Source organism: Pseudoalteromonas sp. HL-AS1 (assembly GCF_031198785.1).
In the GTDB taxonomy this organism is placed as follows: Bacteria; Pseudomonadota; Gammaproteobacteria; order Enterobacterales; family Alteromonadaceae; genus Pseudoalteromonas; species Pseudoalteromonas distincta.
The window spans coordinates 2012687-2036102 of the sequence record NZ_CP133569.1 but is presented as its reverse complement, the minus strand read 5'-3'; the positions used below and the strand labels follow the sequence as shown (position 1 = coordinate 2036102).

Here is a 23416-nt window from a genome sequence, read left to right as displayed (position 1 = left end):
ATCATTTTATTTTGAAACAATACTTATAATGTCAAAGCTTTACAATACATGGTTGGGTTATTTTTTGTGTGTGATATGCATGCTTTCATGCAGCGTAAACGCAAAAGAAACGCTGCATGTAGCCGTAGCGAGTAATTTTAAAACTGTATTGGAAACCCTACTAAAAAAATCCCCATTACCTAATGTTGACGTGAAAATATCAGCCGCTTCTAGCGGAGTTTTATATTCGCAAATAGTGCATGGCGCGCCATTTGATGTGTTTTTATCGGCTGATGATTTTCGACCGCAATCACTTATTAAAGAAGGCTATGCCGAGCAAAGTAGTTTGATCACTTACGCGTTAGGCGAACTTGCTTTGTGGCAACCCAAAGCTGAAAAAGTAAATGATAAAGTAGCCATTGCTAATCCGCGTTTTTCACCATACGGACGTGCCTCAGAGCACTACGCGAATAACCATTTTAAAAAACCAATAAATTATGTGTACGGGAATAACATTACGCATGCGTTTCAGTTTGTGCAAAGTGGTAATGTAGGAGTAGGGCTGGTGGCTGTTTCATCCCTAAAGGCGGCTTACCGTAACACGCAAGATCAAAAATATTTAGATTATACCGTGCTGCCTACCAATCAATATCCCGATATAATTCAACAAGGCGTTATTATTAGCTCGACTAAAAAACATGCTAGCGCTAAGCAACTTATGCAATTTTTAATGATGGACGCTACGCAGCAGCAATTAATTGAATTAGGTTACAGAATAAAGGACAACAATGCTTCAAAGTGATTTAACCGCGCTGTGGTTAACTATAAAACTTGCCTTTATAACCGCAGTACTTCTTCTTATTTTTTGTATTCCACTGGCTTACAAGCTCGCTGGCTATAACGGTAAATTTAAACCATTTTTAGAGGCATTAATTGCAATGCCTTTAGTGCTACCGCCTACGTTGTTAGGGTTTTATTTACTTGTTTTGTTTTCGCCTGATCACGCTTTTGGGCAGTTTTGGTTTTGGCTAACGGGTACGCAGCTTGCGTTTAGTTTTCAGGGCGTGGTTATTGGCTCGCTTTTTTATTCGCTGCCTTTTGTAATGCAGCCGCTTGTGGCTGGGTTTAAGCATATTAATCAAACCTATAACGAAGCTGCCATTGCGCTTGGATTAAGCCCATTTAAACGCTTTGTGCATTTAATTATTCCGCTTTTAAAACCCAGTATTGGTAGCGCATTTGCTTTAGGTTTTGCGCATACATTGGGTGAATTTGGTTTGGTATTAATGATTGGCGGTAATATTCAGGGGCAAACACAGGTGGTGTCTATTGCGCTTTATGACCATGTTGAATCGTTAAATTATACGGCGGCGCATCAGCTTTCACTTATTTTACTGGCAATTTCGTTTGCCTGTTTAGTGCTGTTATTTAAGTTTAATAAAAGCATTGTAGGGGTTAAGCAATAAAATGATTAAGTTAAGCCTTTTTAAAGCACTCAATAATTTTGATTTAGATATAAACCTTGAGCTTGAGTCGTTTAATGTATTGGGTGTTTACGGGCCTTCAGGCTCTGGTAAGTCAACATTACTGCGTTGTATTAGTGGTTTAGAGCCTGCAAAAAGTGTTCATATTAATAATCAGCCAGTGCATGAGTTGCCAAGCGATAAACGCGGTATAACGCTTCAGTTGCAATCGTGCCCGTTGTTTCCTCATTTAGATGTGGCAGGTAATTTAGCGTTTACACAACAACACTGCGGGAACAAACAAACCAGCTTAACGCTTCAATACGTTGTTAAAGCGCTTGAATTACAAGATTTACTAAATCGTGATGTACAAAGCTTATCGGGTGGCGAGCGCCAACGTGTAGTATTTGCGCGCACTTTGCTTGCCGGTCAAAAATTTATAATGCTTGATGAGCCTTTTAGTGCGCTTGATTGGTCATTGCGTTTTAAAACGCTCACTAAACTTAGCGAGTTTGCAGTTAAGTTTAATATTAAATTTATAATAGTAAGCCACTCATTAAAAGAGCTGCTATTTTGCTGCGATATCCTTATTCAGCTTGATAAAGGAAAGGTGATAAACCAAGGTACAAGTGCGCACGTTGCAAAAGCTATTTACGCAAACGACAGGCAAACACCGCTGAGCTTAATTAATTACAATGTGGTTAAATTTGATGAAGACTACGGGCTATATCAACTGCAATTACAGCAAAGTGAGCAGCCGCTTTTTGTGCTTCCTGCACTTGTAGATAGCAGTAATAAGCTAATTATAGAAAGTGAGCAAATGTCGTTTAGTGCGTTAAAGCCTGAGCAAACAACGCACAGTAATGTTTTAAAGTCGGTATTAACTCAGGCTGAGCTTATTAATAATAAGTGGCAGCTAACGCTTAATGTAGATGGGCAAACATTGTATTGCTTGGCATCAAGACGAGTGTGGGACAAAAACGACTTTAAAGTGGGCGATGTGCTTTATACAACAATCAGTAATCTAGAATAACTAAATGCTGCACACCGCACATTGACTGTTTTTAGCTATTTTAAAACGATTAAACTCCATGCTTAAACCATCCACCAGTAATAAGTGTTCGCTTAAGCCACTTGGCAAACCAGCAAGCATTTTTAGCGTTTCAGTAGCCTGAATACTGCCTATTAGCCCTACAATAGGTGAAAGCACACCGGATTCTGAGCAGCTTTGTGTTTGTTCACTAAAAAATTGTGATAAACAACCATAACAGTGGCTGTTTTCATCCATAGTAAAACACGCGACTTGTCCTTCCATACGTATTGCAGAGCCTGACACCAGTGGAACTTTAGCTTTAAAACAGGCGCTATTAAGTGCATTGCGCGTTGCTAGGTTATCTGAGCAATCAATCACTATATCAATGTTATTAAATAATTGTTCTGTAAAGGTATTTACATCAAAAAATGCCTCAATGGTGTTTATATCTATTTCACTATTAAGTTCGCTGAGCTGTTTTTTAGCAGCACTGCATTTTGAGCTACCAATATCACTTTCTTTATACAGTATTTGCCTTTGCAGGTTGGTCACGTCTATTTCATCGTTATCAACTAGGGTAAGCGTGCCAACGCCAGATGCCGCTAAGTATTGACCTACCGCACACCCAAGCCCACCCACACCAACAACTAAAGCATGCGATTGCCATAGTTTCTCTTGTCCGTCTATATCAAGCTGCGGCAGCATAATATGCCGAGAATAGCGTAGTTGCTGTTGGTACGTTAACGGTGCTTTTTGCATTTTTAAACATCTCATACTTTTTTTGAACAATACCAATTTGTTAAATCCTAGAGCAAGTAGTAACGCTTTTTATTTGCACTGTAACAGTCCATAGCCCTTCACTCATATAGTGCAACTATAACGCATTAAAATAATAAATACATATAACCAACTGAAATTGATGGCTTTTAATTAGTGGCTCAGTAATTGCTGTAGTAGGTTAACTAAAATTTAACAAACATTGGGCTGCTACTCATCTAAAAGAGTGGGGCATTAGTAAAACAATAATACGTTTACGAGGAAATAAACATGCAACCGAGTTCTGGATTTAACTTAATATCCTTTAAAGGAAAAATGAAAGTATTACATCTGAGTTGGATGGTCTTTTTTGTGTCATTTTTTGTATGGTTTAACCATGCTCCTTTATTAGGTGCAATTGCGGGCTCGCTTGGTATTACCATGGCACAAGTTAAAACATTACTAATTTTAAATGTAGCATTAACTATTCCTGCCCGTGTTGTGGTGGGTATGCTGACCGATAAATTTGGTCCCCGGATTGTTTATGCCGCGCTACTTATTACCTGTAGTATTCCGTGTTTTATGTTTGCTATGGCAACCACATTTGAACAAGCCGCTATAGCGCGTTTTGCGCTAGGCTTTATTGGTGCTGGCTTTGTTGTGGGCATTCGTATGGTGAGTGAATGGTTTCCTGCTAACGAGCTGGGCATAGCAGAAGGTATTTATGGCGGCTGGGGTAACTTTGGTTCAGCAGCAGCGGCTATGTTATTGCCAATTATTGCACTTATGTTTGGTGGCGAAGATGGTTGGCGCTACGCAGTAGGTTTAACGGGTGTATTAAGCGTTATATTTGGTATTATTTGGTACTTAAATGTAACCGATACACCAAAAGGCGGTACATACTTTAAGCCTAAAAAAGTAGGCGCAATGGAAGTAACCAGTAAAGGCGACTTTGTATTACTGCTTATTATGAAAATCCCTATGTATGGTGCATTAGCATTACTTACTTGGAAGCTTTCACCAACCGGTGCTAACCTAATTTCGGCTAATTTTGTACTTGCCGTGTATGCTTTTTTAGTTCTGCTTTATATTTACGAAGTGTATAAAACCTTTGACGTAAATGGTCATATTTTTAAAGAGCCAGTACCCGAGTCGCATCGTTATGAATTTAAGCAAGTAGCTGTTTTAAATATTTTATATTTTACAACCTTTGGTTCTGAGCTTGCGGTTGTATCTATGTTACCGCTGTTTTTTATGGATGTGTTTGGCCTTGATATGGTGTACGCGGGTATTTTAGCCTCTGCTTACGCATTTATGAACTTAGCTTCTCGCCCTGGTGGCGGTTGGATTTCAGATAAATTAGGTCGTCGTATAACACTTATTGTACTTACAACGGGTCTTGCTGTTGGTTATTTTGTTATGGGCTTGGTTGATGCATCTTGGCCTTTATGGCTTGCTGTTGTTGCGGCTATGGCATGTTCGTTCTTTGTGCAAGCAGGTGAAGGCGCTGTATTTGCTGCAGTACCGCTAATTAAGCGTCGTTTAACTGGGCAAATTGCAGGTATGACTGGCGCTTACGGTAATGTTGGTGCAGTAGTTTACTTAACGGCATTGTCACTTGTTGATTATCAAACCTTCTTTTTCATTATTGCGGGTAGTGCATTACTTGGCCTAGCTGCACTGTTTTTTATGAAAGAACCAGATGGACATATTACCGAAGTAAATGAAGACGGCACCGTTGAACTTATTTCAGTGACTTAAGGCATTATTGACTATGTTTGATGAAACACACCACGCTAAAGCGCTTGAAAATGAACTCAACGTTTCATTTGGCGGACACAGCGCAAAAGGGTTAAAAGCAGAAAACCAAGATGCGTTTGCAGCTCTCAATACTAAAGCACAAGAAAAAGAGTCTAAAGGCGTTATTGCCTGCTTAGCCGATGGGTGTTCATCAGCAAAAAATGCTAAACAAGCGTCTCAACTTTCGGTTACTCATTTTATAAATGAGTATTTAAATACCCCCGAAAGTTGGGCGGTTAAAAAGTCAGTGTCGAAGGTGTTAGCAAGTTTAAATCAGTGGCTTTATTCGCAATCAGTTAATTACAATCACTTAGGTCAGCGCCAAGCCGATTGGATGACGACTTTTACAGCACTTATTTTAAAGTCGGCAACGGGTTATATATTTCACTTAGGTGATACGCGTATTACTCGCTTGCGAGGAAATAAAATAGAGGCAATAACACGGGATCACAAAGTAAACGATACCCTAACGCGTGCACTTGGCGCACAACTTCATCAAGAAATAGATGTATACGAAGTTGACCTAAAAGCAGACGATATTTATATATTAACCTGCGATGGCGTACACGATGTGCTCCCAAACAGCGATATAGCAAAACTAATTAATGAACACGTTAATTTAGATCACACTAATTTAGAAAATGCAGCTAAAGCAATTACCGAACTTGCATTAGCGCGAGGCAGTGACGACAACGTAAGTTGTTTACTGGTAAAAGTAGAAAATATTGCCGAGCAAAAGTTAGATGAACTTTACCATTCGCTAACACGACGAAAAATTCCACCTGCGCTTAATGTTGGGCAAAAAATTGATGATTACACGGTTATTCGTAAATTACATGCCAGTAGTCGCTCGCACATTTACCTAGTGCAACAAGCGCCCGATATACCGCCAGTGGTTTTAAAAGCACCTTCGGTTAATTTTGAAGACGATGTGCACTACCTTCAAGGCTTTATAAGAGAAGGCTGGGTAGGGCAACGCATAAACCACCTTAACGTGATGAAAGTACTAAGCACGCAATCGCAGAGTCGTTTTTTGTATCATATTTGTGAGTACATGGACGGACAAACACTTAGTGATTGGAAGCACGACGTGCCGCACCCAGAAATAACCCAAGTGCGCAGTATTATTGAACAAATAGTACATGCACTAAGGGCGTTTCAGCGACTCGATATGGTACATCGTGATTTAAAACTCGATAACGTAATGATAGATGCGCACGGAAAAGTAACGCTCATTGATTACGGCACTGTAAGTGTTGCGGCTATGGACGAGTCGGTTAAGCAAATTGCGGATGATTGCCCACAAGGCACTGCCGACTACACCGCACCCGAAACACTTATTACTATGCACGCCGATTTTAAAAGTGATTTGTTTTCACTTGGCGTTATTGCATACGAGTTATTGTGCTCAAAATTACCTTACAAACCACTGCCACTTAACCACGTAGCGCCAAAAGATTACAGCCATTGGCACTACACAAGTATTCGTAAATACAGAGCCGATATCCCGTTTTGGTTAGATCAAGCCCTTATGAAAGCGCTTGCCCCTAAACCTGAGCTCAGATACCAAGCTTTTTCTGAGTTTATAAACGATATCAACAAACCTAATCCTTATTTAGAAAGTACCGCTAATAAAAGCTCAATAATGAAACGCGATCCAGTTATGGTGTGGAAATGTATTTCGCTGTGTTTATTTATTGCTTTGGTATGTGTATTAATAATTAAAACTTAGAGAACCAAAATGCTTAACTATAAGAACAACTTACCTATTATTTTTATACTGGGTTGCTTCACTGCGCCTTCAATAAGCCAAGCTGCGCAAACTGCTCTTGATTTTAGACTGCGTTTTGAAAGCGTTGATCAAGAAAATGCCTTAAAAGATGCAAGCGGCTTAACACTTAGAACCCGCTTAACGCACCAAACAGACGAGGTGAATGGTTTTTCAGCCGTTATTGAAGTAGAAGACACTCGCAGCTTATTGGGCGTAGACGATTACAATAATACGGTGGGGAAAAACACTAATTACTCTGTTATTGCAGACCCAGAAAGCACTGAGATAGACCAAGGTTTTGTTAAATATGCCCGCGATGGTCTATCGCTAAAAGTAGGGCGCCAAGTAATAGCCCTTGATGGGCAGCGTTTTGTTGGGCACGTAGGTTGGCGCCAAGACAGACAAACCTTTGATGCAGCAACCATTAATTACGCATTTAACAACATAGATTTACAGTACAGTTATTTGAATAAGCGTAACCGCATATTTGCTGACGATAAAGACATTAAATCGTCCGATCATTTAATTAATGCAAGCTTTAAAACAGACTACGGTAAAGTGGTTTTATACAGTTACTTATTAAGTGACGATGCACTACAAGACGACAGTTTAGATACTTATGGCGTTTATTTTAACGGTAATAAAACCCTAAACGATATAAATTTTTATTACAAAGCGGAGTATGCAACGCAGTCTGCCTCAACAAGCGTGAGTGATTTTGATGCTGATTACTATGCACTTGAAGGCGCTGTGGATTTAAATGGGTTGGGCATAAAAACAGTAACTTTAAAAGTCGGCATAGAGTCACTTGGCTCTGACAATGGCGATTACGGGTTTGCAACACCGCTTGCCACGTTACATAAATTTAATGGTTGGACAGATACGTTTTTAAATACACCCGCACAAGGCTTGGACGACACTTACATAAGCTTAAACGGTAAAGCGTTTGACGGAAAATGGCTGGTGGCTTATCACAGTTTTGATGCTAATGAGCAATCAAATGGGGTTGACGATTTAGGCAGTGAACTAAACGTACAATACGTTAAACCTATTAATAAACAATACGCAGTGGGTGTTAAATACGCTGATTACTCAGCGGGCGATACTGCTGCTAATAAAGTCGATACTCAAAAATTGTGGGTATGGATGAGCGCTAAATTTTAATCCTCTTTATCTTCTAATATTCACTTGTAATTTATAGCGACACAAGATGGTGCAGTTGCACCATCTTGTGTCGCTTTATGCTTTTCACCTCTGCACCAATATAGGCAACTTGCTGATTTTAAATGCTTATATATTTGGCTTACATATTGCTATAACAATCCTATAACAAATTATTCGATGTTAGCTTTAGTCAATCACTAAAGTAGATATCATTTTAAGGTGAGTAAATGCTAAGCAAGCAGCGTGTTGTAGTGGTAGGAAACGGAATGGTGGGGCACCATTTTGTGCAGCAGCTAGTTTCTCAAAATCAAGCTGATGAGCAATTTGAAATTACGGTACTTAGCGGTGAAGACCGTTTAGCGTATGACCGCGTGCAGCTATCGTCTTTTTTTAAAGGCAAAACCGCAGACGACCTCGCACTTACATGCAATAAAACCTATGACGATTGGCAAGTACGCTTTCATACTCATTCTAAAGTGGTTGATATAAATCGTGATACGCAAACTGTAACGACCGCTAAAGGGGAGTTGTTTGAATACGACAAACTTGTGCTTGCTACAGGTTCATTCCCATTTGTACCGCCTATACCGGGTAAAGATCGCGAGCATTGCCTTGTTTATCGCACCATTAACGATTTACACGGAATAAAAAATTCAGCCCACGGCAGCAAAGTAGGCGTGGTTATTGGTGGCGGTTTACTGGGGCTTGAAGCTGCAAACGCATTAAAGCAATTGGGTTTACAGACTCACGTAATAGAATTTGCACCGCAACTTATGGGTGTACAAGTTGATGCGGGGGGCGGTCGGTTACTAAAAAACAAAATTACAGATTTGGGCGTTACTGTACATACATCGGTAGCAACTGAGGAAATAGTAGAAGGTGAAAGTTGCCGTTATAAAATGTGTTTTAAAGGCGGCAAAACCCTTGAAACCGACATGATTGTATTTTCGGCAGGTATTCGCCCTTATGATAATTTGGCACGCGAGTTTAATTTAGAGTTAGGCGAGCGCGGCGGTATTGTAATTAATAACCACTGCCAAACGAGTGATAAAAACATATACGCTATTGGTGAATGTGCACTGTGGAATAACTTTATTTTTGGCTTAGTGGCACCTGGTTATGCCATGGCTAAAATAGCAGTTGGGCATATTTTACAAGATACTCAGCAAGGCACTTTACAAAGTACTGGCTTAGACAATAAAGCCGATGAATTTAGTGGTGCCGATATGAGCACCAAGCTTAAATTAATGGGCGTTGAAGTAGGCTCTATTGGCGATGCACATGCACGCAGCGAAGGCGCAATAAGCTATTATTTTGAAGATCAAGCCAATGGCATTTATAAAAAAATAGTCACTAATTCACAAAGCAATAAGCTAATTGGCGCGGTACTTGTTGGCGATACCAGCGATTACGATAATTTACTGCAATATCATTTAAACGACATTGAACTAACCACCGCCCCTGAAGCGCTCATTATGCCTCTTGCAGGCGAAATAGCAGAGCTAAGCGCCGACGACTTGCCTGATGACGCTATTATTTGCGCTTGTCATAAAGTAACTAAACACACCATTGAACAATCAGTTTCTAACGGCTGCATAGATTTGGCAGGTGTGCAGCAAAGCACCAAAGCCAGTACAGGCTGTGGAGGGTGTGAAAAGCTCGTTCAAAACGTAATAAACAGCGCGCTCGCTAAAGCAAGTAACACTATTAACGTAGTTACGCTTAATGAGCCTGTAAAACAGCCCGCATAAATTAAAGCACACTAATTAAAGCACATTAAAAGAGAGCAGTATGGCAACCGTAAATACGTCACCAACTATAAATAAAACGAGTTTAAAACAAACAACATGTGCTTACTGTGGTGTAGGGTGCGGTGTTGATATTTCACTTTTTAATAATGTGCCAACCAAGCTTGAAGGCATGCGAGAGCACCCCGCAAACTTTGGTCGTTTATGTGTAAAAGGCACCCATTTGCTCGACACCACAGGCAGTGATAATCGCTTAACGTCGCCCCTTATTAATAACCAAGCCGTTACGTGGGATGAAGCAACCGACCACGTTGCCAATAAATTTAACGACGTAATACAAAAGCACGGACCCGATGCGGTGGCATTTTATGTGTCAGGGCAGTTACTCACTGAAGATTACTACATCGCGAATAAATTAATGAAAGGCTACATAGGCTCAGGCAATATTGATACAAATTCGCGCCTGTGTATGTCATCTGCTGTGGCAGGTTACAAACGCGCTTTTGGTGAAGACGTAGTGCCGTGTACCTATGAGGATTTAGAGCAAACTGAGCTACTTATTTTAATTGGCTCAAATGCAGCGTGGACTCATCCGGTTTTGTATCAGCGAATGGAGCGTGCAAAGCAGCTTAACCCAAATATGAAAGTGGTGGTTATTGATCCGCGTAAAACCGACACAGCTGAGCTTGCCGACACATTTTTAAATATAAAACCAGGCAGTGACGCCGCGCTTTATAACGGCTTGCTTAATTATTTAAATGAGCATAACCACCTCGACACGCAATTTATTGCTCAGCACACAAACGGCTTTGAAAGCGCACTGCAAGAGGCAACAAAATGGAGCTGTGAGGCTGTTAGCGACTTTTGCGATATAGCAATTGAGCAAGTAATTGAGTTTTACGCGCTATTTGCTAACAGCCCAAGCGCGATTAGCTTTTATTCAATGGGTATAAATCAATCAAGCTCGGGTGTAGATAAATGCAACGCCATTATTAATGCACATTTAGCCTCAGGTAAATTACTTAAACCAGGCAACGGTCCGTTTTCGATTACTGGGCAACCCAATGCGATGGGCGGGCGCGAAGTAGGTGGTTTGGCTAATCAGTTAGCGGCGCACTTAGATATTGAAAACAAAGCGCATCAATCACTTGTACAACGCTTTTGGCTCTCGCCAACGATCGCTAAAAAAGCAGGTAGTAATGCTATTGATATGTTTGATGAAATAGCCGCAGGCAAAATAAAAGCAGTGTGGATAATGGCAACAAACCCAATGGTGAGTTTGCCCAATAACGCCGCTATTAAAAAAGCATTAGAGACCTACGAGCTGGTGGTTGTATCTGACTGTATTGCAAAAAGTGATACGTTAAAATTTGCCGATGTTGCTTTTCCATCAACCGGATGGGGCGAAAAAAACGGCACAGTAACTAACTCAGAGCGCAGAATATCAAGGCAGCGCCCGTTGGTTGTACCTTACTCTGGTGCTAAAAACGATTGGCAAATTATGTGCGAAGTTGCTAAAAAAATGGGCTTTGAAGGGTTTGATTTTGCAGATCCCAGTGGCATTTTTGAAGAATGGGCACAATTAACCGACTTTGAAAATAACGGCAGCCGATTATTAAACCTCTCTGGTTTAGTTGGGCTCACAAAAAGCCAGTACGATAACTTAAAACCCATTATGTGGCCTGTTGTTAAAAAGCAGCCTTATAAAAACGGCCAGGTTTTTACAGATAACCAATTTAGCACCGCTGATAAAAAGGCGCGTTTTATACCCATAACCCCGCAATTACCTGTGCAAAAAACATCAAGCGATTATCCGTTTGTAATGAACTCAGGGCGTATACGCGACCAATGGCATACCATGAGCCGCACGGGTAAAAGTACCGCGCTTTCATCGCATATTACACGGCCGTACATTGAAATTAATCCGCTTGATGCCAGTAAGTTAGCAATTAAACAAAACGATTTAATAAGTGCGATTGCCCAAACAGGGCATGTTACCGCGCATGCAAAAGTGACCGATGCCGTGCGAAAAGGTGAATGCTTTATGCCTATTCATTGGAACAAGCAATTTGCGTCATCAGCAACAGTAAGTGGGTTGTATCAATCGGTAGTTGACCCTCTATCTGGTCAGGCTGAGTGTAAACATGGCGCCGTTAATATAGTTAAAGCACCGTTTGAGCAATATATGCAGCTGTTTACTAAAAACGAGCTTATTGTAAACAGTGATTTTTGGCTCAAAGTTAATGCAAGTAATTGCTTTAATTACCAATTGGCTCTTAATGAGGCACAAAGTGATTTACTGTATTTCTGCCAAACCTTAACCGGTTTACAAGGGCAGTGGTCGGCTATGAATACGGCAAAAGCCATGCATGTGCAGTGTATTCAAAACGATCAATTAGCGTTTGTTGGTGTTATTTCTAATGAGCAAAAAGAAATATCACTCGAATGGATAAACCATTTATTTGCAGAGCCATTACTGACCTTTACAAAGTTACAGTCTTTGCTTTATGCAACCCCCGATGAAGAATTTACCCAAGGCATGCAAGTGTGTAGCTGCTTTAAAGTAAGAGAGCAGCCAATTATAAACGCCATTAAAAACGGTGCAAACACCGTCGAGCAACTGGGGTCTGAACTTAAATGTGGAACGAACTGTGGTTCGTGTAAAACACAATTAAGCCAATTAATAAAACAACATTACAAAGCAGGCTCTAGCAGCATTGATGTTGCGGTTGTAATGTAAAGAAAAAAAGGAAGCATATGCTTAATGATCAATTTGGTCGGCAGTTTAACTATTTGCGCCTCTCAATAACCGATGTATGTAATTTTAGTTGTAGTTATTGTTTACCAAACGGGTATCAGTGCGATACGCCGCGTAATTTTTTAAATAAAAGCGAAATAAACACCTTAGTAAATGCGTTTGCAGAGCTAGGTACTAAAAAAGTGCGCATTACAGGTGGCGAACCGTGCTTGCGAAACGACGTAACCGATATTATAAAACTCTGTAAAAATACGCCTGGTATAGAAAAAGTAGCCATTACTACCAACGGATTTAATTTATTAAAGAAAATTGATGAATTTGCTGAAGCCGGGCTTGATGCGCTTAATGTCAGTATTGATAGTTTAAATCCGAGTATGTTTAAACTCATAACAGGTCACGACAAACTTAACCTTATTTTAAAAGGGATTGAACGCTCGGTAGAGCTGGGCATAAAAGATATAAAAATAAATGCGGTGCTTGCCAAGCAGTTTAATAAAAACCAATTGAAGGATTTTTTAGCGTGGGTAAAGCACCACAAAGTTACGGTGCGCTTTATAGAATTAATGGAAACAGGTGACGGCGCAAGCTTTTTTGAAGAAAACCACTTAAGTGGGCAAACGGTTAAAGCCCAATTACTCGACCAAGGTTGGTTACAAGTAGTTAGGGGAAAATTAAACGGACCCGCTGAGGAATTTTGTCATCCTGATTACGATGGTCGTATTGGTTTAATAATGCCTTACAGTAAAGACTTTTGTAAAAGTTGTAATCGCTTGAGGGTGTCGGCTCTGGGTAAATTACACTTATGTTTATTTGCAGAGCAAGGTATAGATTTACGCGAACTACTAAACGAGGACGATACTGCAGCGACCGTAAAGGCAATTCAAGCCGCTATGGGCAATAAAGAAATAAGCCATGAGCTGGATAAACGCTTAACAGGTGCTACAACTCACTTAGCCATGTTAGGCGGCTAATATGAAAGCTAATATAAAATCTAATATGAAAGTTAAGCGAGATTTTACAGGCGTTGTACTTGCTGGTGGTAAGTCATCAAGAATGGGCTCAGACAAAGCCGATTTAGTTTTAAAAAATAAAACGCTATTGCACAATGCGTGTGATTTATTAAAAGACGCAGGCGCTAAAAATATACTAATAAGCCGCAACGTTACAAATCCAGTTAAATCATCGAGCCAATATTCTTCGAGCGATTATCCCTCAGAGAAGTACGTTAAAGATATATACCCAAATAGTGGACCCCTTGGCGGTATTTACTCAACATTAATAGCCACCGAGCATGACTTACTTATTACTGCGGTAGATATGCCTCTACTTACGAGTAATTTGTTAAGCACAATTGTGCTGGCTTCTCAGTCAAATAAAGTACAAAGTGTGAGCAATCAATTAAATCAGTCACAAATAAAGGCTTGGCACTTTGAAAATGAACCACTACCGCTGTATATTCGTAATACAAGCAGTGTAAAAAATCATTTAAAACACATACTCACAAACGCAAACAGTCATAAGTCAATAAAACAGTTTACCCAAAGTATTGGTGTGCAAACGCTTTTATGTAATAAAACGCACGCATTAATAAACACCAATACGCCGGCGCAATTTAAAGCTGTAAATGAGCATTTTGACCAAAGCATTAATCAATTAAGAAGAACATTATGAGTCACACAACTGAGTCACAAATAGCATTAAACATTGCCGTAATGACGGTAAGCGATACACGCGATGCGATTACCGATACTTCTGGTCATTACTTAATTAAAGCGCTAACTGAGGCGGGTCATCACTTAGCCGATAAAGACATAGTTAAAGACGACGTTTACCAGATGCGTGCAGTGGCATCGCAGTGGATAGCCGATGACACCATTCATGCTATTTTAGTGACTGGCGGTACAGGCTTTACTGAGCGCGATTCAACACCAGAGGCATTTGCGCCGCTGTTTGATAAAAGCGTAGACGGTTTTGGTGAGCTATTTAGACATATATCGTTCGGCGAAATTGGTAACTCAACTATTCAGTCTCGTGCATTGGCAGGACTTGCTAACAACACCGTTATTTTTTGTATGCCAGGCTCTACAGGCGCATGCAAAACAGCATGGACAGGCATTATAAAAGATCAACTTAACTCAATGCATAAACCGTGTAACTTTGTACCGCACATTACCATTGGTAAAAAGTGTGAATCGCGTGAGCAATAGTATGTTAAGCCACGTAGACGAAAACGGCCAAGCTAATATGGTTGATGTATCGCTCAAAGACGTAACCTTACGCGATGCCTCAGCTGAAGCATTTATTAGCATGAGCAAGCTTGCCTTTGAACAAGTAATGCTTAATCAAAACAAAAAGGGCGATGTGTTGGGAGTGGCACGTATTGCGGGTATTCAAGGCGCTAAAAAGTGCGCCGATTTAATTCCGCTTTGTCATCCGCTTGCACTTACTAAAGTAGCTGTTGATTTTGAACTTGATGAAGCAAACAGCCAAATTAAAGTAACCAGCTACTGCAAACTTGCCGGTAAAACCGGGGTCGAAATGGAAGCGTTAACAGCGGTATCTATTGCTGCGCTTACTTTGTTTGATATGTGTAAAGCAGCCGACCCACTTATGGAAATTAGTGGCATGCGCGTTACTCAAAAAGCAGGGGGCAAAAATGGTAGTTGGCAACGCGATTAATCCAAACGATGCAATATCTAGCGCCGGGAAAGTAGAGTTATTGTTTTTTGGGCAACTAAAAGAGCGGTTAAAGTGCAGTAAATTAAGTCTTGAGATTACGCAGCCGCTTACTATTTCAGAGCTTAAATTAAGATTAGTGAGTCAATACCCGCACTGGCAACCGTGGCTGGAAGAGCGTGAGTTACTTGCAGCGCTTAACCAAACTATGTCATCAAGCGACGAAATAGTGAAAGCAGGGGATGAGCTTGCCTTTTTCCCGCCGGTTACAGGTGGCTAATGAGCATACATATTCAAGTACAAACCGATGATTTTAATGTAGGTGACGAGCACAATACGCTTTGTAGTAATAATAAAAGCGATGGCGCTGTTGTTACCTTCACAGGTTTGGTAAGAGAGTTCAGCAGTGGCGATAACGTTATTGCACTTGAGCTTGAACACTACCCTGGTATGACCGAGCAACTGCTTCAATCTATTGCAGAGCAAGCACAAACTCGCTGGCAACTGGCGAGAATATGCATTATTCACCGCGTTGGTTACTTAGCACTTGGCGAGCAAATTGTATTTGTAGGCGTAACTTGCCGCCATCGCCAAGCCGCGTTCGAAGGCGCACAATTTATAATGGATTATTTAAAAAACCACGCCACGTTTTGGAAAAAAGAGCACTTTAAAGACTCATCAAACTGGGTTGAGTTTAAACAAAGTGACAAACAAGCGATGGGTAGGTGGGAGTCTTAATGAAAATAATCTCTACTAATATCTCTAAAATAAAAACGGTAGTGTATAACGGCAAAGAGGTTAAAACCGGTATTTTTAAAACGGCAACTAACGAACCTGTTGTTATTGAAAAGCTAAATATTATAGGGGATGAGCAAGCTGATTTAGTTAATCACGGCGGGGTTGATAAAGCGGTTTACGCGTTTTCGCACAATCATTATGATTATTGGAAACAAACCCTCGAGAATGATGATTTGGCAGTAGGTGCCTTTGGCGAAAACTTCACGATTTCTGACCTTGATGAAGCGAATATACACATAGGTGACCATATTCGAATTGGTACTGCATTACTTGAAGTAAGCCAGCCTCGTGTGCCTTGTTTTAAATTAGCTATCGCCCTTAATAATAAAAACAGCCTTAAACTGTTTACGCAGCATTACTGCACTGGCGTGTATTTTAGGGTACTAGAGCAGGGCGTTGCAAAAACGGGTGATAGTGTTGTTATCGAGAAGAAAGCCTCGCACGACATATCAGTAAAAAAACTGTTCCAGGCTTTTTTTGATAAAAAATATCCAGATTATGAAAGTGTATTATTAGCAGCACTCGAATTGCCGGAGCTTGCTCTTGAGTGGCAAACTAAAATTAAAAAGAAGCTTTGTATTAAAAATGAACTAAGTTAAGCGTAAATTGTTATTTATAGAGGAGCTAGTAAAAAAGATAAAACCTGCTATACCTAATGTGATAAATACTATAATTATTATAGTGTTATTAAAAAACTGTTGGGTTAGTAGCTAAAATAGGTGTCGTATATGAATATCTCCAGAAAAACTGATGCTTATTGTGATTTTAACAGCTGCAGAGGTAAGTATTACTGTTTACTCAGCTTTTGAAATAGCTAAAGGGGCCAAGTTTCACCAACTTAATTTTCTTCACTTAAAATATTCTCATCAACTTACTAAGTCAGTTAAAAAAATAGAAAATGATCTCCCCATAGATATAAATACCATTGAGTCAGATATATTGTTAATTAGGCAGCAACCAATTGACTGTATTGAAGAAATAAATCCATTAAATTATGCTGTTATGAAATTTATTAACACAGAGAAAACTTTAACAATTTGTGAAAAAGATATAGAAAATGAATTTTTACGTTGGACTAACTGATTTACAAAGTTTTTTGTAAACTATTTAAAATTGATTTTTCTTTTTCTGTAAGTAGTGAATCACTTGCTCGCTCGAATATCAACCATCCAAACTTAAGACCTGAGGGCAAAATAATAAGCGATATAACTCTAAATATTTTAGGATCATGCTCAATAATCGATTCATTAAAAATATCATCAGATAGTTGCTCTTTAGCTACTGCTATTTCTGAACCTGATTTATATAGCTCGACAGCACGTTGAGGCAGATTAGCAACAATAGAAAATGAGCTCGCATCAAAAATGTTTAAAATTAGCTCAGCAATGTTTTCTATGTTTGTTTGAATGTCATTATCAAGAGAAGTTGTTAATTGCTGCTCATCTATAAATGATACACCTTCTATATAACTCTCTACATTGGGCATTCAAACTCCTACAACAGTATTAAATATGCCTCATTAAAATGAGATGCAACAAATGATTAACTTATTGTAGTTGATTATTTTGAATGCGTTGAATAATTTGCATTATAAATAGACTTCAAATTAGGGTTTTACCTTATTATAGTCAGCAGGTTATGAATCAATTTTAAAATAAGGCAAAACTCAATCTGGGTGTGAAATTTGTAACTTAATAAATAACTATTATTTAGGGTAGTGGTATTACTAAAGATCAACATGCCCAAGTAAAAACAGCATATTTAATCGCTCATTTGTACAATTGTTTGCGCTACGCTAAATAAGGTTTTATGCGTATCCATTGCTTGTTTTTGTAGCTGTTTATGGGCTTGCTCTTCGGTGAGCTTTAACTGCTCAATAAGTATGTACTTGGCTTGGTGAATGACCTTTTGCTCACTAATAACTTTTTTAGCGTCAAGTAACGCTTGGTTTATTTGTTTTATATGCTGGCTTTGCTCGATAATTAAATCATACATAGTTTTATTACTGTTGAGCTTATCGGCCGCTATATTTTGGTTTACTTCTGGCTCTGGTTGCTTAATGGCTAATTGGCCAAAAGTAGGGGCTATGTGTTGCTCTGCCATATTGTTAAGTACTTGCTTATTTGTATTTAAACTACGTTGAGCACAGGCTATTTGCATTGCTGCGGTATCAATTAATTGATCTGCTATATTTTGCTCAATCTTGTGCATTATATCTATGCGCGTAGTGGTTACTTCGTACCATACTTCGCTTAGTTGCGAGAGCGGTTGAGCATTCTCGTCATCGAGTTTTTGCAGTAAACTTCTAAGTTGCTCTACCTGATTATTAACCTGATGTGTTGTTAGTGTTGCAAAGCATTTTAAAAGGTGCGCATCGGCGTACTCATTAAAAAAGTCAAAGCTGTGGTTTTGCTCTTGTTCAAAATGCGCGAGTTGTTGTTTTTGCTCAGTGGTAAATTTACTCGCTGCAAATGCTTGTGCACCACAGGCGCGCTCTTGTCCTGCGTACTCTTTACCTTGCATAAAATTGAAAAATGCGACTAACAATCGCGTTATTTTAGGATCGCTTGCGCCATCTGCTGCCTCTAAAATAATATTGAGCAAACTAGCAATTAACTGAGTGAATGACTGCGTAGCATGTACCGCACTAATGTTTTGTTGTGCTATTTGCTTGCGTAATACCGGTAATGCATCGAGTGCTTGTAAGCTGTAGGTAATTAAATTAAATAACCGAGTATGGCCAGTATCGGCGTTGTCGTTTATAAATGTTTGTTTAAGAGAATCATAAAATGCAGTTTGTGCGCTGCTGCTTAAAGGGATTTGTTCTTGTAATTGGGTTTTAAATCGCTCGCGATTTGAGGCCAAAAAGATATTACTCATTGCACGTTCTTTTTGTAACTGATGTACAAAATCGCCTAACTTAGTAAGCGAGGCACAACTGTTTTGTAATTGCTTTAGTGCGTGTATTTCTTGATACTTAGCCGCTAATAAAAACTGTTTTGTGAGAGGATTGCTTGTCGCCATTGGTATTATTCCACACTTTTTTGTTTTTAAAGTGCAACCACTGTTCCAATCATTAATAAATTTCATCATTGAATTTAAAATCAAGCTAATACAATTGCTTAAAGTGTTATTTTTATTTGTCACTGTGTTTCTATAATTTAAATTACCATTACTTTTAACTTATTTGGTGCATTTAAGTATGTTATTGCACACAATTTGAACCCAAATTAAAAACAAAAAAAGCGCCTACTCCTGGGGAGGTAGTAAGCGCGAAAAGTGCATTATTCATTTTACGTCATGCGTTAACATTTACACTGTTTAGTAACTCAGGACTAATAGCCATTTTATGATTTATTACTTCGCCAATCATAATTAGGGTAGGGCCTTGAAGGTTGTGTTTAGCATGCTCATTTACAATCAGTTCAAGCGTACTAGTAATTACCTTTTGCTTAGTGGTGGTGGCATTCTCTATTAGTGCAATGGGTGTATTACTTGGCCAGCCCACTGATTGCAAACCGCAGCTTAGCGTTTGTAAGCGCGAAAGCCCCATATAAACCACTAAAGTGGGGTTGTTGTTTGCAGGCATAAACGCGTAATTTTGCCAATGAGGTTGCTTATTAGGATCGGCAAACTGCGCAGTTAAAAATGTAACACTGCGTGCTACGTCCCTTGCAGTGAGCGGAATACCCGTATAAGCGGACGTAGCACAAGCCGTTGTCACACCCGGAACAATAGCAAAATTAATATTATGCTCACTAAGCGCATCGGCTTCTTCGTTAATACGTGCAAATATACTCGGATCGCCGCCTTTTAAACGCACTACGTTTAAGCCTTGTTGTGCGTATTTAACCAGTAGTTCGCAAATGTTAGCTTGGGTCATCGAATGTTTACCCGCACGTTTACCTACAAATACTCGCTGTGCTTTTTTAGGAAGCGTTTTTAATAAATCATCGCTTACTAACCAATCGTATAAAACAACATCGGCGGTATTAATTAAACGCTGCGCTTTAACCGTAATTAGCTCTGCGTCTCCTGGGCCCGCACCAATTATATAAACGTTGCCGCTTTTGACGCTGCGACTATTTGAACTTGTTAGCTTAGTAACAAGCTTATTTAGCCACACGTTTTCAATACCCGAAAAATAAGACAGTACACTCATACTATTCCCTTAAGCCACTGCTGTTGTAACTTTTGGTTCAGAGCTTATAAATACACTGCCGTCTTCAATTTTTGCATTAAAAACCGGTAAGTGTATTGCTTCTGCTTCTAAACATTCGCCTGTTTCTAGGCAAAAGTGTTGCTTATATAAAGGCGATGCGACAACTAATTTATTGTCGATTGAGCCAATAATGCCACGCGATAATACATTGGCTTTGCCAATAGGGTCGTAGTTGCTAATGGCAAACACAGCCGTTGGATTTTGTGGAATGTAAAAAATAGCTACTTGCTGATTATTAACTAATGCGCATACGCCGCTATTAGCCACTAGGTTGTCGATTGTTCCAATATTATGCCAAGACATCAGCTTGCTCCTCTTCAACTTCCATTACTGGAATACGGTTTTGTGTATTACGTTGCTCACGTTTTTCGGCTTCTGTAGCAGGGCGAATTTGGTTACGCTCTTGCACAAATAAAATGTTGTCGTCGGTTTCGGGGCTATTAACAAACTGGCGGAATCGTTTGGCAGCATCTGGGCTTTCAATCGCTTTTTTCCACTCACAGGCATAGGTTTGCGTAATTAATTCCATTTGCGCTTCTAGCTCGTCGCAAATGCCTAAGCTGTCGTCAATGACTACGCTTTTAAGGTAGTCTAAACCACCTTCAAGATTTTCCATCCATACCGACGTACGCTGTAATTTGTCAGCCGTTTTAATGTAAAACATAATTACGCGGTCAATGTATTTAATAAGAGTAGGTGTGTCTAAATCGGTCGCAAATAAATCAGCATGGCGAGGGCGCATACCGCCATTACCACACACGTATAAGTTCCAGCCGTTTTCGGTGGCTATAATGCCAATATCTTTACTTTGTGCTTCGGCGCATTCGCGGGTACAACCCGATACCGCCATTTTAAATTTATGCGGTGCGCGTAACCCTTTGTAGCGGTTTTCAATTTTTATTGCGTGTCCAACGCTGTCTTGCACACCATAACGACACCACGTACTACCCACACACGATTTAACAGTTCTAAGAGACTTACCATAGGCATGACCGGTCTCAAATCCGGCTTCTATAAGTCGCTCCCAAATAACAGGAAGCTCTTCTAAGCGCGCACCAAATAAATCAATACGTTGACCGCCAGTGACTTTGCAGTACAGGTTAAAATCTTTGGCTACTTGTCCAATTACAATGAGTTTGTCGGGTGTTATTTCGCCGCCAGCAATACGCGGTACTACAGAGTACGAACCATCTTTTTGCATGTTTGCTAGGTACGTATCGTTAGTGTCTTGTAAGCCAACATGGGCGGGCTCTAAGATAAAGTCGTTCCATGTTGAGGCTAAAATAGAGCCAATGGCAGGTTTACATATTTCACAGCCATGACCGCTGCCGTGTTTAGTTAGTAAGTCATCAAAGCTTTTAATGCTTTCTACTTTTACCATATGCAGTAATTCTTGGCGTGAATACGCAAAGTGCTCACATACATGGTTGTTAACTTCAACACCACGGCTCGCTAATTCGTTATCAACAACTGATTTTAGTAACGCAGCACAACCGCCACAGCCGCTTGCTGCTTTAGTGCATGATTTTACCGAGGCTAAATCGCATGAGCCACCATCAATCGCGCCTACAATGTCGCCTTTACTCACATTGTGACACGAACAAATAGTGGCTGTATCGGGTAGGGCACTGCCAGATAACGACGGCGCGCCGCCGCTGTCTGGTAAAATTAAACACTCAGGGTTTTCTGGTAAGTCCATGTCGTTAAGCATGTACTGCAGTAAAGTATCGTAATCGCTGGTGTCGCCAACAAGTACAGCGCCCAGTAATTTATCGCCTTTTTCACTTAGTATGATTTTTTTATAACAGCCGCGAATAGCGTCTTGGTATATAAGTTCTTTACAGTCTGGCGTTTTTGCATGAGCGTCGCCAATTGAGCCTACTTCTACGCCTAACAGCTTAAGTTTGGTGCTCATATCGGCACCTAAAAACTCAAGCTCGCCGCCACTTAATTGGCTCGCTGCAACGCGCGCCATGTTGTAACCCGGTGCAACTAAACCAAATAGTTTTTTGTCCCACAAAGCACATTCGCCGATGGCTAAAATATCCGGATCTGATGTTTGGCATTGGTTATTAATAATAATACCGCCGCGCTCACCGAGTTCTAAGTCGGCAATTTTGCCAAGTTGGTCGTACGGGCGAATACCGGCAGAGAACAAAATCAGATCTGTTTCTAAAAATGACTCGTCCGAAAAGTTTAATCTAAAGCGACTGGTTTCGCCTTTTACTATTTCGCTGGTCGCTTTTGATGTATGTACTGTTACGCCAAGTTTTTCTATTTTATTTTTTAGTAGCGTACCGCCTTGTCCATCAAGCTGAACAGCCATAAGTTGTGGCGCAAATTCAACTACGTGGGTATCAAGCCCTAGTTGCTTAATGGCGTTTGCGGCTTCAAGCCCTAACAAACCACCACCAATAACAACACCGCTTTTACTTACAGCGGCACTGGCTTTTATTTGTTCTAAATCTTCTAATGTGCGATACACCAAACAATGGGGTTGGTCGTTACCTTTTATAGGTGGCACAAACGGAAATGAACCTGTCGCGAGTATAAGTTTGTCGTATGGGTATTGCTCACCGGTTAATGTGGTCACTATTTTTGCCGTTCTATCAATGCCTTCAACCCACTGGCTGGTATGCACATTAATATTAAGCTGTTTGTAGTTGTCGTGAGTGGTAAGTGCTAAATCGGCGGCTGTTTTGCCATCAAATACACTTGATAAGTACACGCGATCGTATGCAAGATTTGCTTCTCCGCAAAGTACAGTAATGTCTGCGTTGGCATCGCTTTGGCGCATTTGCTCAACAAAGTAGTGTCCGATCATACCATTACCAATAATGAGTATTTTTTGCGAGGTTTGCATATGGCATTCCTTAAAGTGACGGTTTAAATACAAATAACAAAAAAGCCCGCCACAAATACGCATTATGCATAATTGTGTGCGGGCTTCTTTGCCGATGGTTGCTAATAGCTATAGTGCCAACAACCTAAATTTGTTGCCGTAAGTAAAACGGGCTTGTTAATAGAGTGTTTGCAAAAACATAGCCAGTTTTTTAAGTTATTGTTTAAATACTATTTAATATGTTTTTAGAGTGAATGAAAAACTCGTTTTGACATATGTTGGTGCGCGCCTGGCACTAAGAGGGTGCAAGTATTGTCATTGTTTTGTGCATTATCAGTCAATAAAAAACCCATTATCATTGATTGTATATTGAGTTAAATTTAGCCCATAAAATACGTACACGTAC

At 40.0% G+C, this 23416-nt stretch carries 21 protein-coding genes and 1 pseudogene; 16 read left to right on the top strand and 6 right to left on the bottom strand.

The annotated features are described in order from the left end of the window. Positions 1 to 28 precede the first annotated feature (28 nt). Genes modA through RB214_RS09495 form a run of 3 tightly spaced genes read left to right on the top strand, consistent with a single transcriptional unit; the run spans position 29 to position 2475 of the window. Positions 29 to 781, top strand: coding sequence for a molybdate ABC transporter substrate-binding protein (modA, locus tag RB214_RS09505; RefSeq protein ID WP_182755621.1), 753 nt, complete (start codon positions 29 to 31; stop codon positions 779 to 781). Further along, positions 768 to 1445: a molybdate ABC transporter permease subunit gene (gene modB, locus RB214_RS09500; RefSeq protein ID WP_007375247.1), complete on the top strand. Its 678-nt coding sequence runs from the start codon at positions 768 to 770 to the stop codon at positions 1443 to 1445. Before modA ends, modB begins: the two co-directional genes overlap by 14 nt. 1 nt (position 1446) lies before the next feature. Further along, positions 1447 to 2475: an ATP-binding cassette domain-containing protein gene (locus RB214_RS09495; RefSeq protein WP_309166362.1), complete on the top strand. Its 1029-nt coding sequence runs from the start codon at positions 1447 to 1449 to the stop codon at positions 2473 to 2475. Here the strand turns inward: RB214_RS09495 and moeB are convergent, their stop codons facing one another. Beyond that, positions 2476 to 3234, bottom strand: a complete 759-nt coding sequence (moeB, locus tag RB214_RS09490; protein ID WP_309166361.1) for a molybdopterin-synthase adenylyltransferase MoeB — start codon at positions 3232 to 3234, stop codon at positions 2476 to 2478. Positions 3235 to 3522: 288 nt separating this feature from the next. Between moeB and RB214_RS09485 the strand changes: the two genes are divergently transcribed. The 13 genes and pseudogenes from RB214_RS09485 to RB214_RS09425 form a co-directional block, all read left to right on the top strand. Beyond that, positions 3523 to 4992 (top strand): NarK family nitrate/nitrite MFS transporter, encoded by a 1470-nt coding sequence (locus RB214_RS09485; protein ID WP_149592127.1) that lies wholly within the window; start codon positions 3523 to 3525, stop codon positions 4990 to 4992. Between the two features lie 13 nt (positions 4993 to 5005). Continuing rightward, positions 5006 to 6763 (top strand): bifunctional protein-serine/threonine kinase/phosphatase, encoded by a 1758-nt coding sequence (locus RB214_RS09480; RefSeq protein WP_197111388.1) that lies wholly within the window; start codon positions 5006 to 5008, stop codon positions 6761 to 6763. Between the two features lie 9 nt (positions 6764 to 6772). Next, positions 6773 to 7966 carry an alginate export family protein gene (locus RB214_RS09475; RefSeq protein WP_309166356.1) on the top strand — a complete coding sequence of 398 codons (1194 nt, stop codon included), beginning with the start codon at positions 6773 to 6775 and terminating at the stop codon, positions 7964 to 7966. A 227-nt stretch (positions 7967 to 8193) separates the two neighbouring features. Next, positions 8194 to 9717 (top strand): FAD-dependent oxidoreductase, encoded by a 1524-nt coding sequence (locus tag RB214_RS09470; protein ID WP_309166354.1) that lies wholly within the window; start codon positions 8194 to 8196, stop codon positions 9715 to 9717. Positions 9718 to 9757: 40 nt separating this feature from the next. Then, entirely contained in the window at positions 9758 to 12454 is a 2697-nt protein-coding gene (locus RB214_RS09465; RefSeq protein ID WP_309166352.1) for a nitrate reductase, read from the top strand. Between the two features lie 17 nt (positions 12455 to 12471). Further along, positions 12472 to 13443: a GTP 3',8-cyclase MoaA gene (gene moaA, locus RB214_RS09460; protein WP_309166351.1), complete on the top strand. Its 972-nt coding sequence runs from the start codon at positions 12472 to 12474 to the stop codon at positions 13441 to 13443. 25 nt (positions 13444 to 13468) lie between these two features. Then, positions 13469 to 14143, top strand: a complete 675-nt coding sequence (locus tag RB214_RS09455) for a molybdenum cofactor guanylyltransferase (RefSeq protein WP_375144345.1) — start codon at positions 13469 to 13471, stop codon at positions 14141 to 14143. Beyond that, entirely contained in the window at positions 14140 to 14679 is a 540-nt protein-coding gene (gene moaB / locus RB214_RS09450) for a molybdenum cofactor biosynthesis protein B (RefSeq protein WP_309166348.1), read from the top strand. Before RB214_RS09455 ends, moaB begins: the two co-directional genes overlap by 4 nt. A gap of 1 nt (position 14680) precedes the next feature. Next, positions 14681 to 15151: a cyclic pyranopterin monophosphate synthase MoaC gene (gene moaC / locus RB214_RS09445; protein WP_182673542.1), complete on the top strand. Its 471-nt coding sequence runs from the start codon at positions 14681 to 14683 to the stop codon at positions 15149 to 15151. Continuing rightward, positions 15129 to 15428 carry a MoaD/ThiS family protein gene (locus RB214_RS09440; protein WP_039488090.1) on the top strand — a complete coding sequence of 100 codons (300 nt, stop codon included), beginning with the start codon at positions 15129 to 15131 and terminating at the stop codon, positions 15426 to 15428. The genes moaC and RB214_RS09440 overlap by 23 nt, the downstream gene beginning before the upstream one ends. After that, positions 15428 to 15886 (top strand): molybdopterin synthase catalytic subunit MoaE, encoded by a 459-nt coding sequence (gene moaE, locus RB214_RS09435; RefSeq protein WP_182672198.1) that lies wholly within the window; start codon positions 15428 to 15430, stop codon positions 15884 to 15886. The genes RB214_RS09440 and moaE overlap by 1 nt, the downstream gene beginning before the upstream one ends. Next, positions 15886 to 16545, top strand: coding sequence for an MOSC domain-containing protein (locus RB214_RS09430; protein ID WP_182672197.1), 660 nt, complete (start codon positions 15886 to 15888; stop codon positions 16543 to 16545). The genes moaE and RB214_RS09430 overlap by 1 nt, the downstream gene beginning before the upstream one ends. Before the next feature lie 129 nt (positions 16546 to 16674). Beyond that, positions 16675 to 17002 (top strand): annotated as a pseudogene (locus RB214_RS09425) (sensor histidine kinase); the annotation flags it as partial. 28 nt (positions 17003 to 17030) lie between these two features. Here RB214_RS09425 and RB214_RS09420 read toward each other — a convergent pair. From RB214_RS09420 to nirB, 5 genes are all read right to left on the bottom strand, one after another. After that, positions 17031 to 17432 (bottom strand): hypothetical protein, encoded by a 402-nt coding sequence (locus RB214_RS09420; RefSeq protein ID WP_309166339.1) that lies wholly within the window; start codon positions 17430 to 17432, stop codon positions 17031 to 17033. Between the two features lie 275 nt (positions 17433 to 17707). Then, entirely contained in the window at positions 17708 to 18970 is a 1263-nt protein-coding gene (locus tag RB214_RS09415) for a nitrate- and nitrite sensing domain-containing protein (protein WP_309166338.1), read from the bottom strand. 274 nt (positions 18971 to 19244) lie between these two features. Then, on the bottom strand, positions 19245 to 20108 hold the full coding sequence (gene cobA / locus RB214_RS09410; RefSeq protein WP_182755643.1) for a uroporphyrinogen-III C-methyltransferase: 864 nt from the start codon (positions 20106 to 20108) through the stop codon (positions 19245 to 19247). Between the two features lie 9 nt (positions 20109 to 20117). Next, on the bottom strand, positions 20118 to 20471 hold the full coding sequence (gene nirD, locus RB214_RS09405; RefSeq protein WP_002959861.1) for a nitrite reductase small subunit NirD: 354 nt from the start codon (positions 20469 to 20471) through the stop codon (positions 20118 to 20120). After that, positions 20458 to 23031: a nitrite reductase large subunit NirB gene (nirB, locus tag RB214_RS09400; protein ID WP_309166332.1), complete on the bottom strand. Its 2574-nt coding sequence runs from the start codon at positions 23029 to 23031 to the stop codon at positions 20458 to 20460. Before nirB ends, nirD begins: the two co-directional genes overlap by 14 nt. Positions 23032 to 23416 lie beyond the last annotated feature (385 nt).

Coding starts and splice junctions, on each gene's coding strand:
- modA (WP_182755621.1), top strand. CDS start 29: ATGTCAAAGCTTTACAATACATGGTTGGGTTATTTTTTGTGTGTGATA.
- modB (WP_007375247.1), top strand. CDS start 768: ATGCTTCAAAGTGATTTAACCGCGCTGTGGTTAACTATAAAACTTGCC.
- RB214_RS09495 (WP_309166362.1), top strand. CDS start 1,447: ATGATTAAGTTAAGCCTTTTTAAAGCACTCAATAATTTTGATTTAGAT.
- moeB (WP_309166361.1), bottom strand. CDS start 3,234: ATGCAAAAAGCACCGTTAACGTACCAACAGCAACTACGCTATTCTCGG.
- RB214_RS09485 (WP_149592127.1), top strand. CDS start 3,523: ATGCAACCGAGTTCTGGATTTAACTTAATATCCTTTAAAGGAAAAATG.
- RB214_RS09480 (WP_197111388.1), top strand. CDS start 5,006: ATGTTTGATGAAACACACCACGCTAAAGCGCTTGAAAATGAACTCAAC.
- RB214_RS09475 (WP_309166356.1), top strand. CDS start 6,773: ATGCTTAACTATAAGAACAACTTACCTATTATTTTTATACTGGGTTGC.
- RB214_RS09470 (WP_309166354.1), top strand. CDS start 8,194: ATGCTAAGCAAGCAGCGTGTTGTAGTGGTAGGAAACGGAATGGTGGGG.
- RB214_RS09465 (WP_309166352.1), top strand. CDS start 9,758: ATGGCAACCGTAAATACGTCACCAACTATAAATAAAACGAGTTTAAAA.
- moaA (WP_309166351.1), top strand. CDS start 12,472: ATGCTTAATGATCAATTTGGTCGGCAGTTTAACTATTTGCGCCTCTCA.
- RB214_RS09455 (WP_375144345.1), top strand. CDS start 13,469: ATGAAAGTTAAGCGAGATTTTACAGGCGTTGTACTTGCTGGTGGTAAG.
- moaB (WP_309166348.1), top strand. CDS start 14,140: ATGAGTCACACAACTGAGTCACAAATAGCATTAAACATTGCCGTAATG.
- moaC (WP_182673542.1), top strand. CDS start 14,681: ATGTTAAGCCACGTAGACGAAAACGGCCAAGCTAATATGGTTGATGTA.
- RB214_RS09440 (WP_039488090.1), top strand. CDS start 15,129: ATGGTAGTTGGCAACGCGATTAATCCAAACGATGCAATATCTAGCGCC.
- moaE (WP_182672198.1), top strand. CDS start 15,428: ATGAGCATACATATTCAAGTACAAACCGATGATTTTAATGTAGGTGAC.
- RB214_RS09430 (WP_182672197.1), top strand. CDS start 15,886: ATGAAAATAATCTCTACTAATATCTCTAAAATAAAAACGGTAGTGTAT.
- RB214_RS09420 (WP_309166339.1), bottom strand. CDS start 17,432: ATGCCCAATGTAGAGAGTTATATAGAAGGTGTATCATTTATAGATGAG.
- RB214_RS09415 (WP_309166338.1), bottom strand. CDS start 18,970: ATGGCGACAAGCAATCCTCTCACAAAACAGTTTTTATTAGCGGCTAAG.
- cobA (WP_182755643.1), bottom strand. CDS start 20,108: ATGAGTGTACTGTCTTATTTTTCGGGTATTGAAAACGTGTGGCTAAAT.
- nirD (WP_002959861.1), bottom strand. CDS start 20,471: ATGTCTTGGCATAATATTGGAACAATCGACAACCTAGTGGCTAATAGC.
- nirB (WP_309166332.1), bottom strand. CDS start 23,031: ATGCAAACCTCGCAAAAAATACTCATTATTGGTAATGGTATGATCGGA.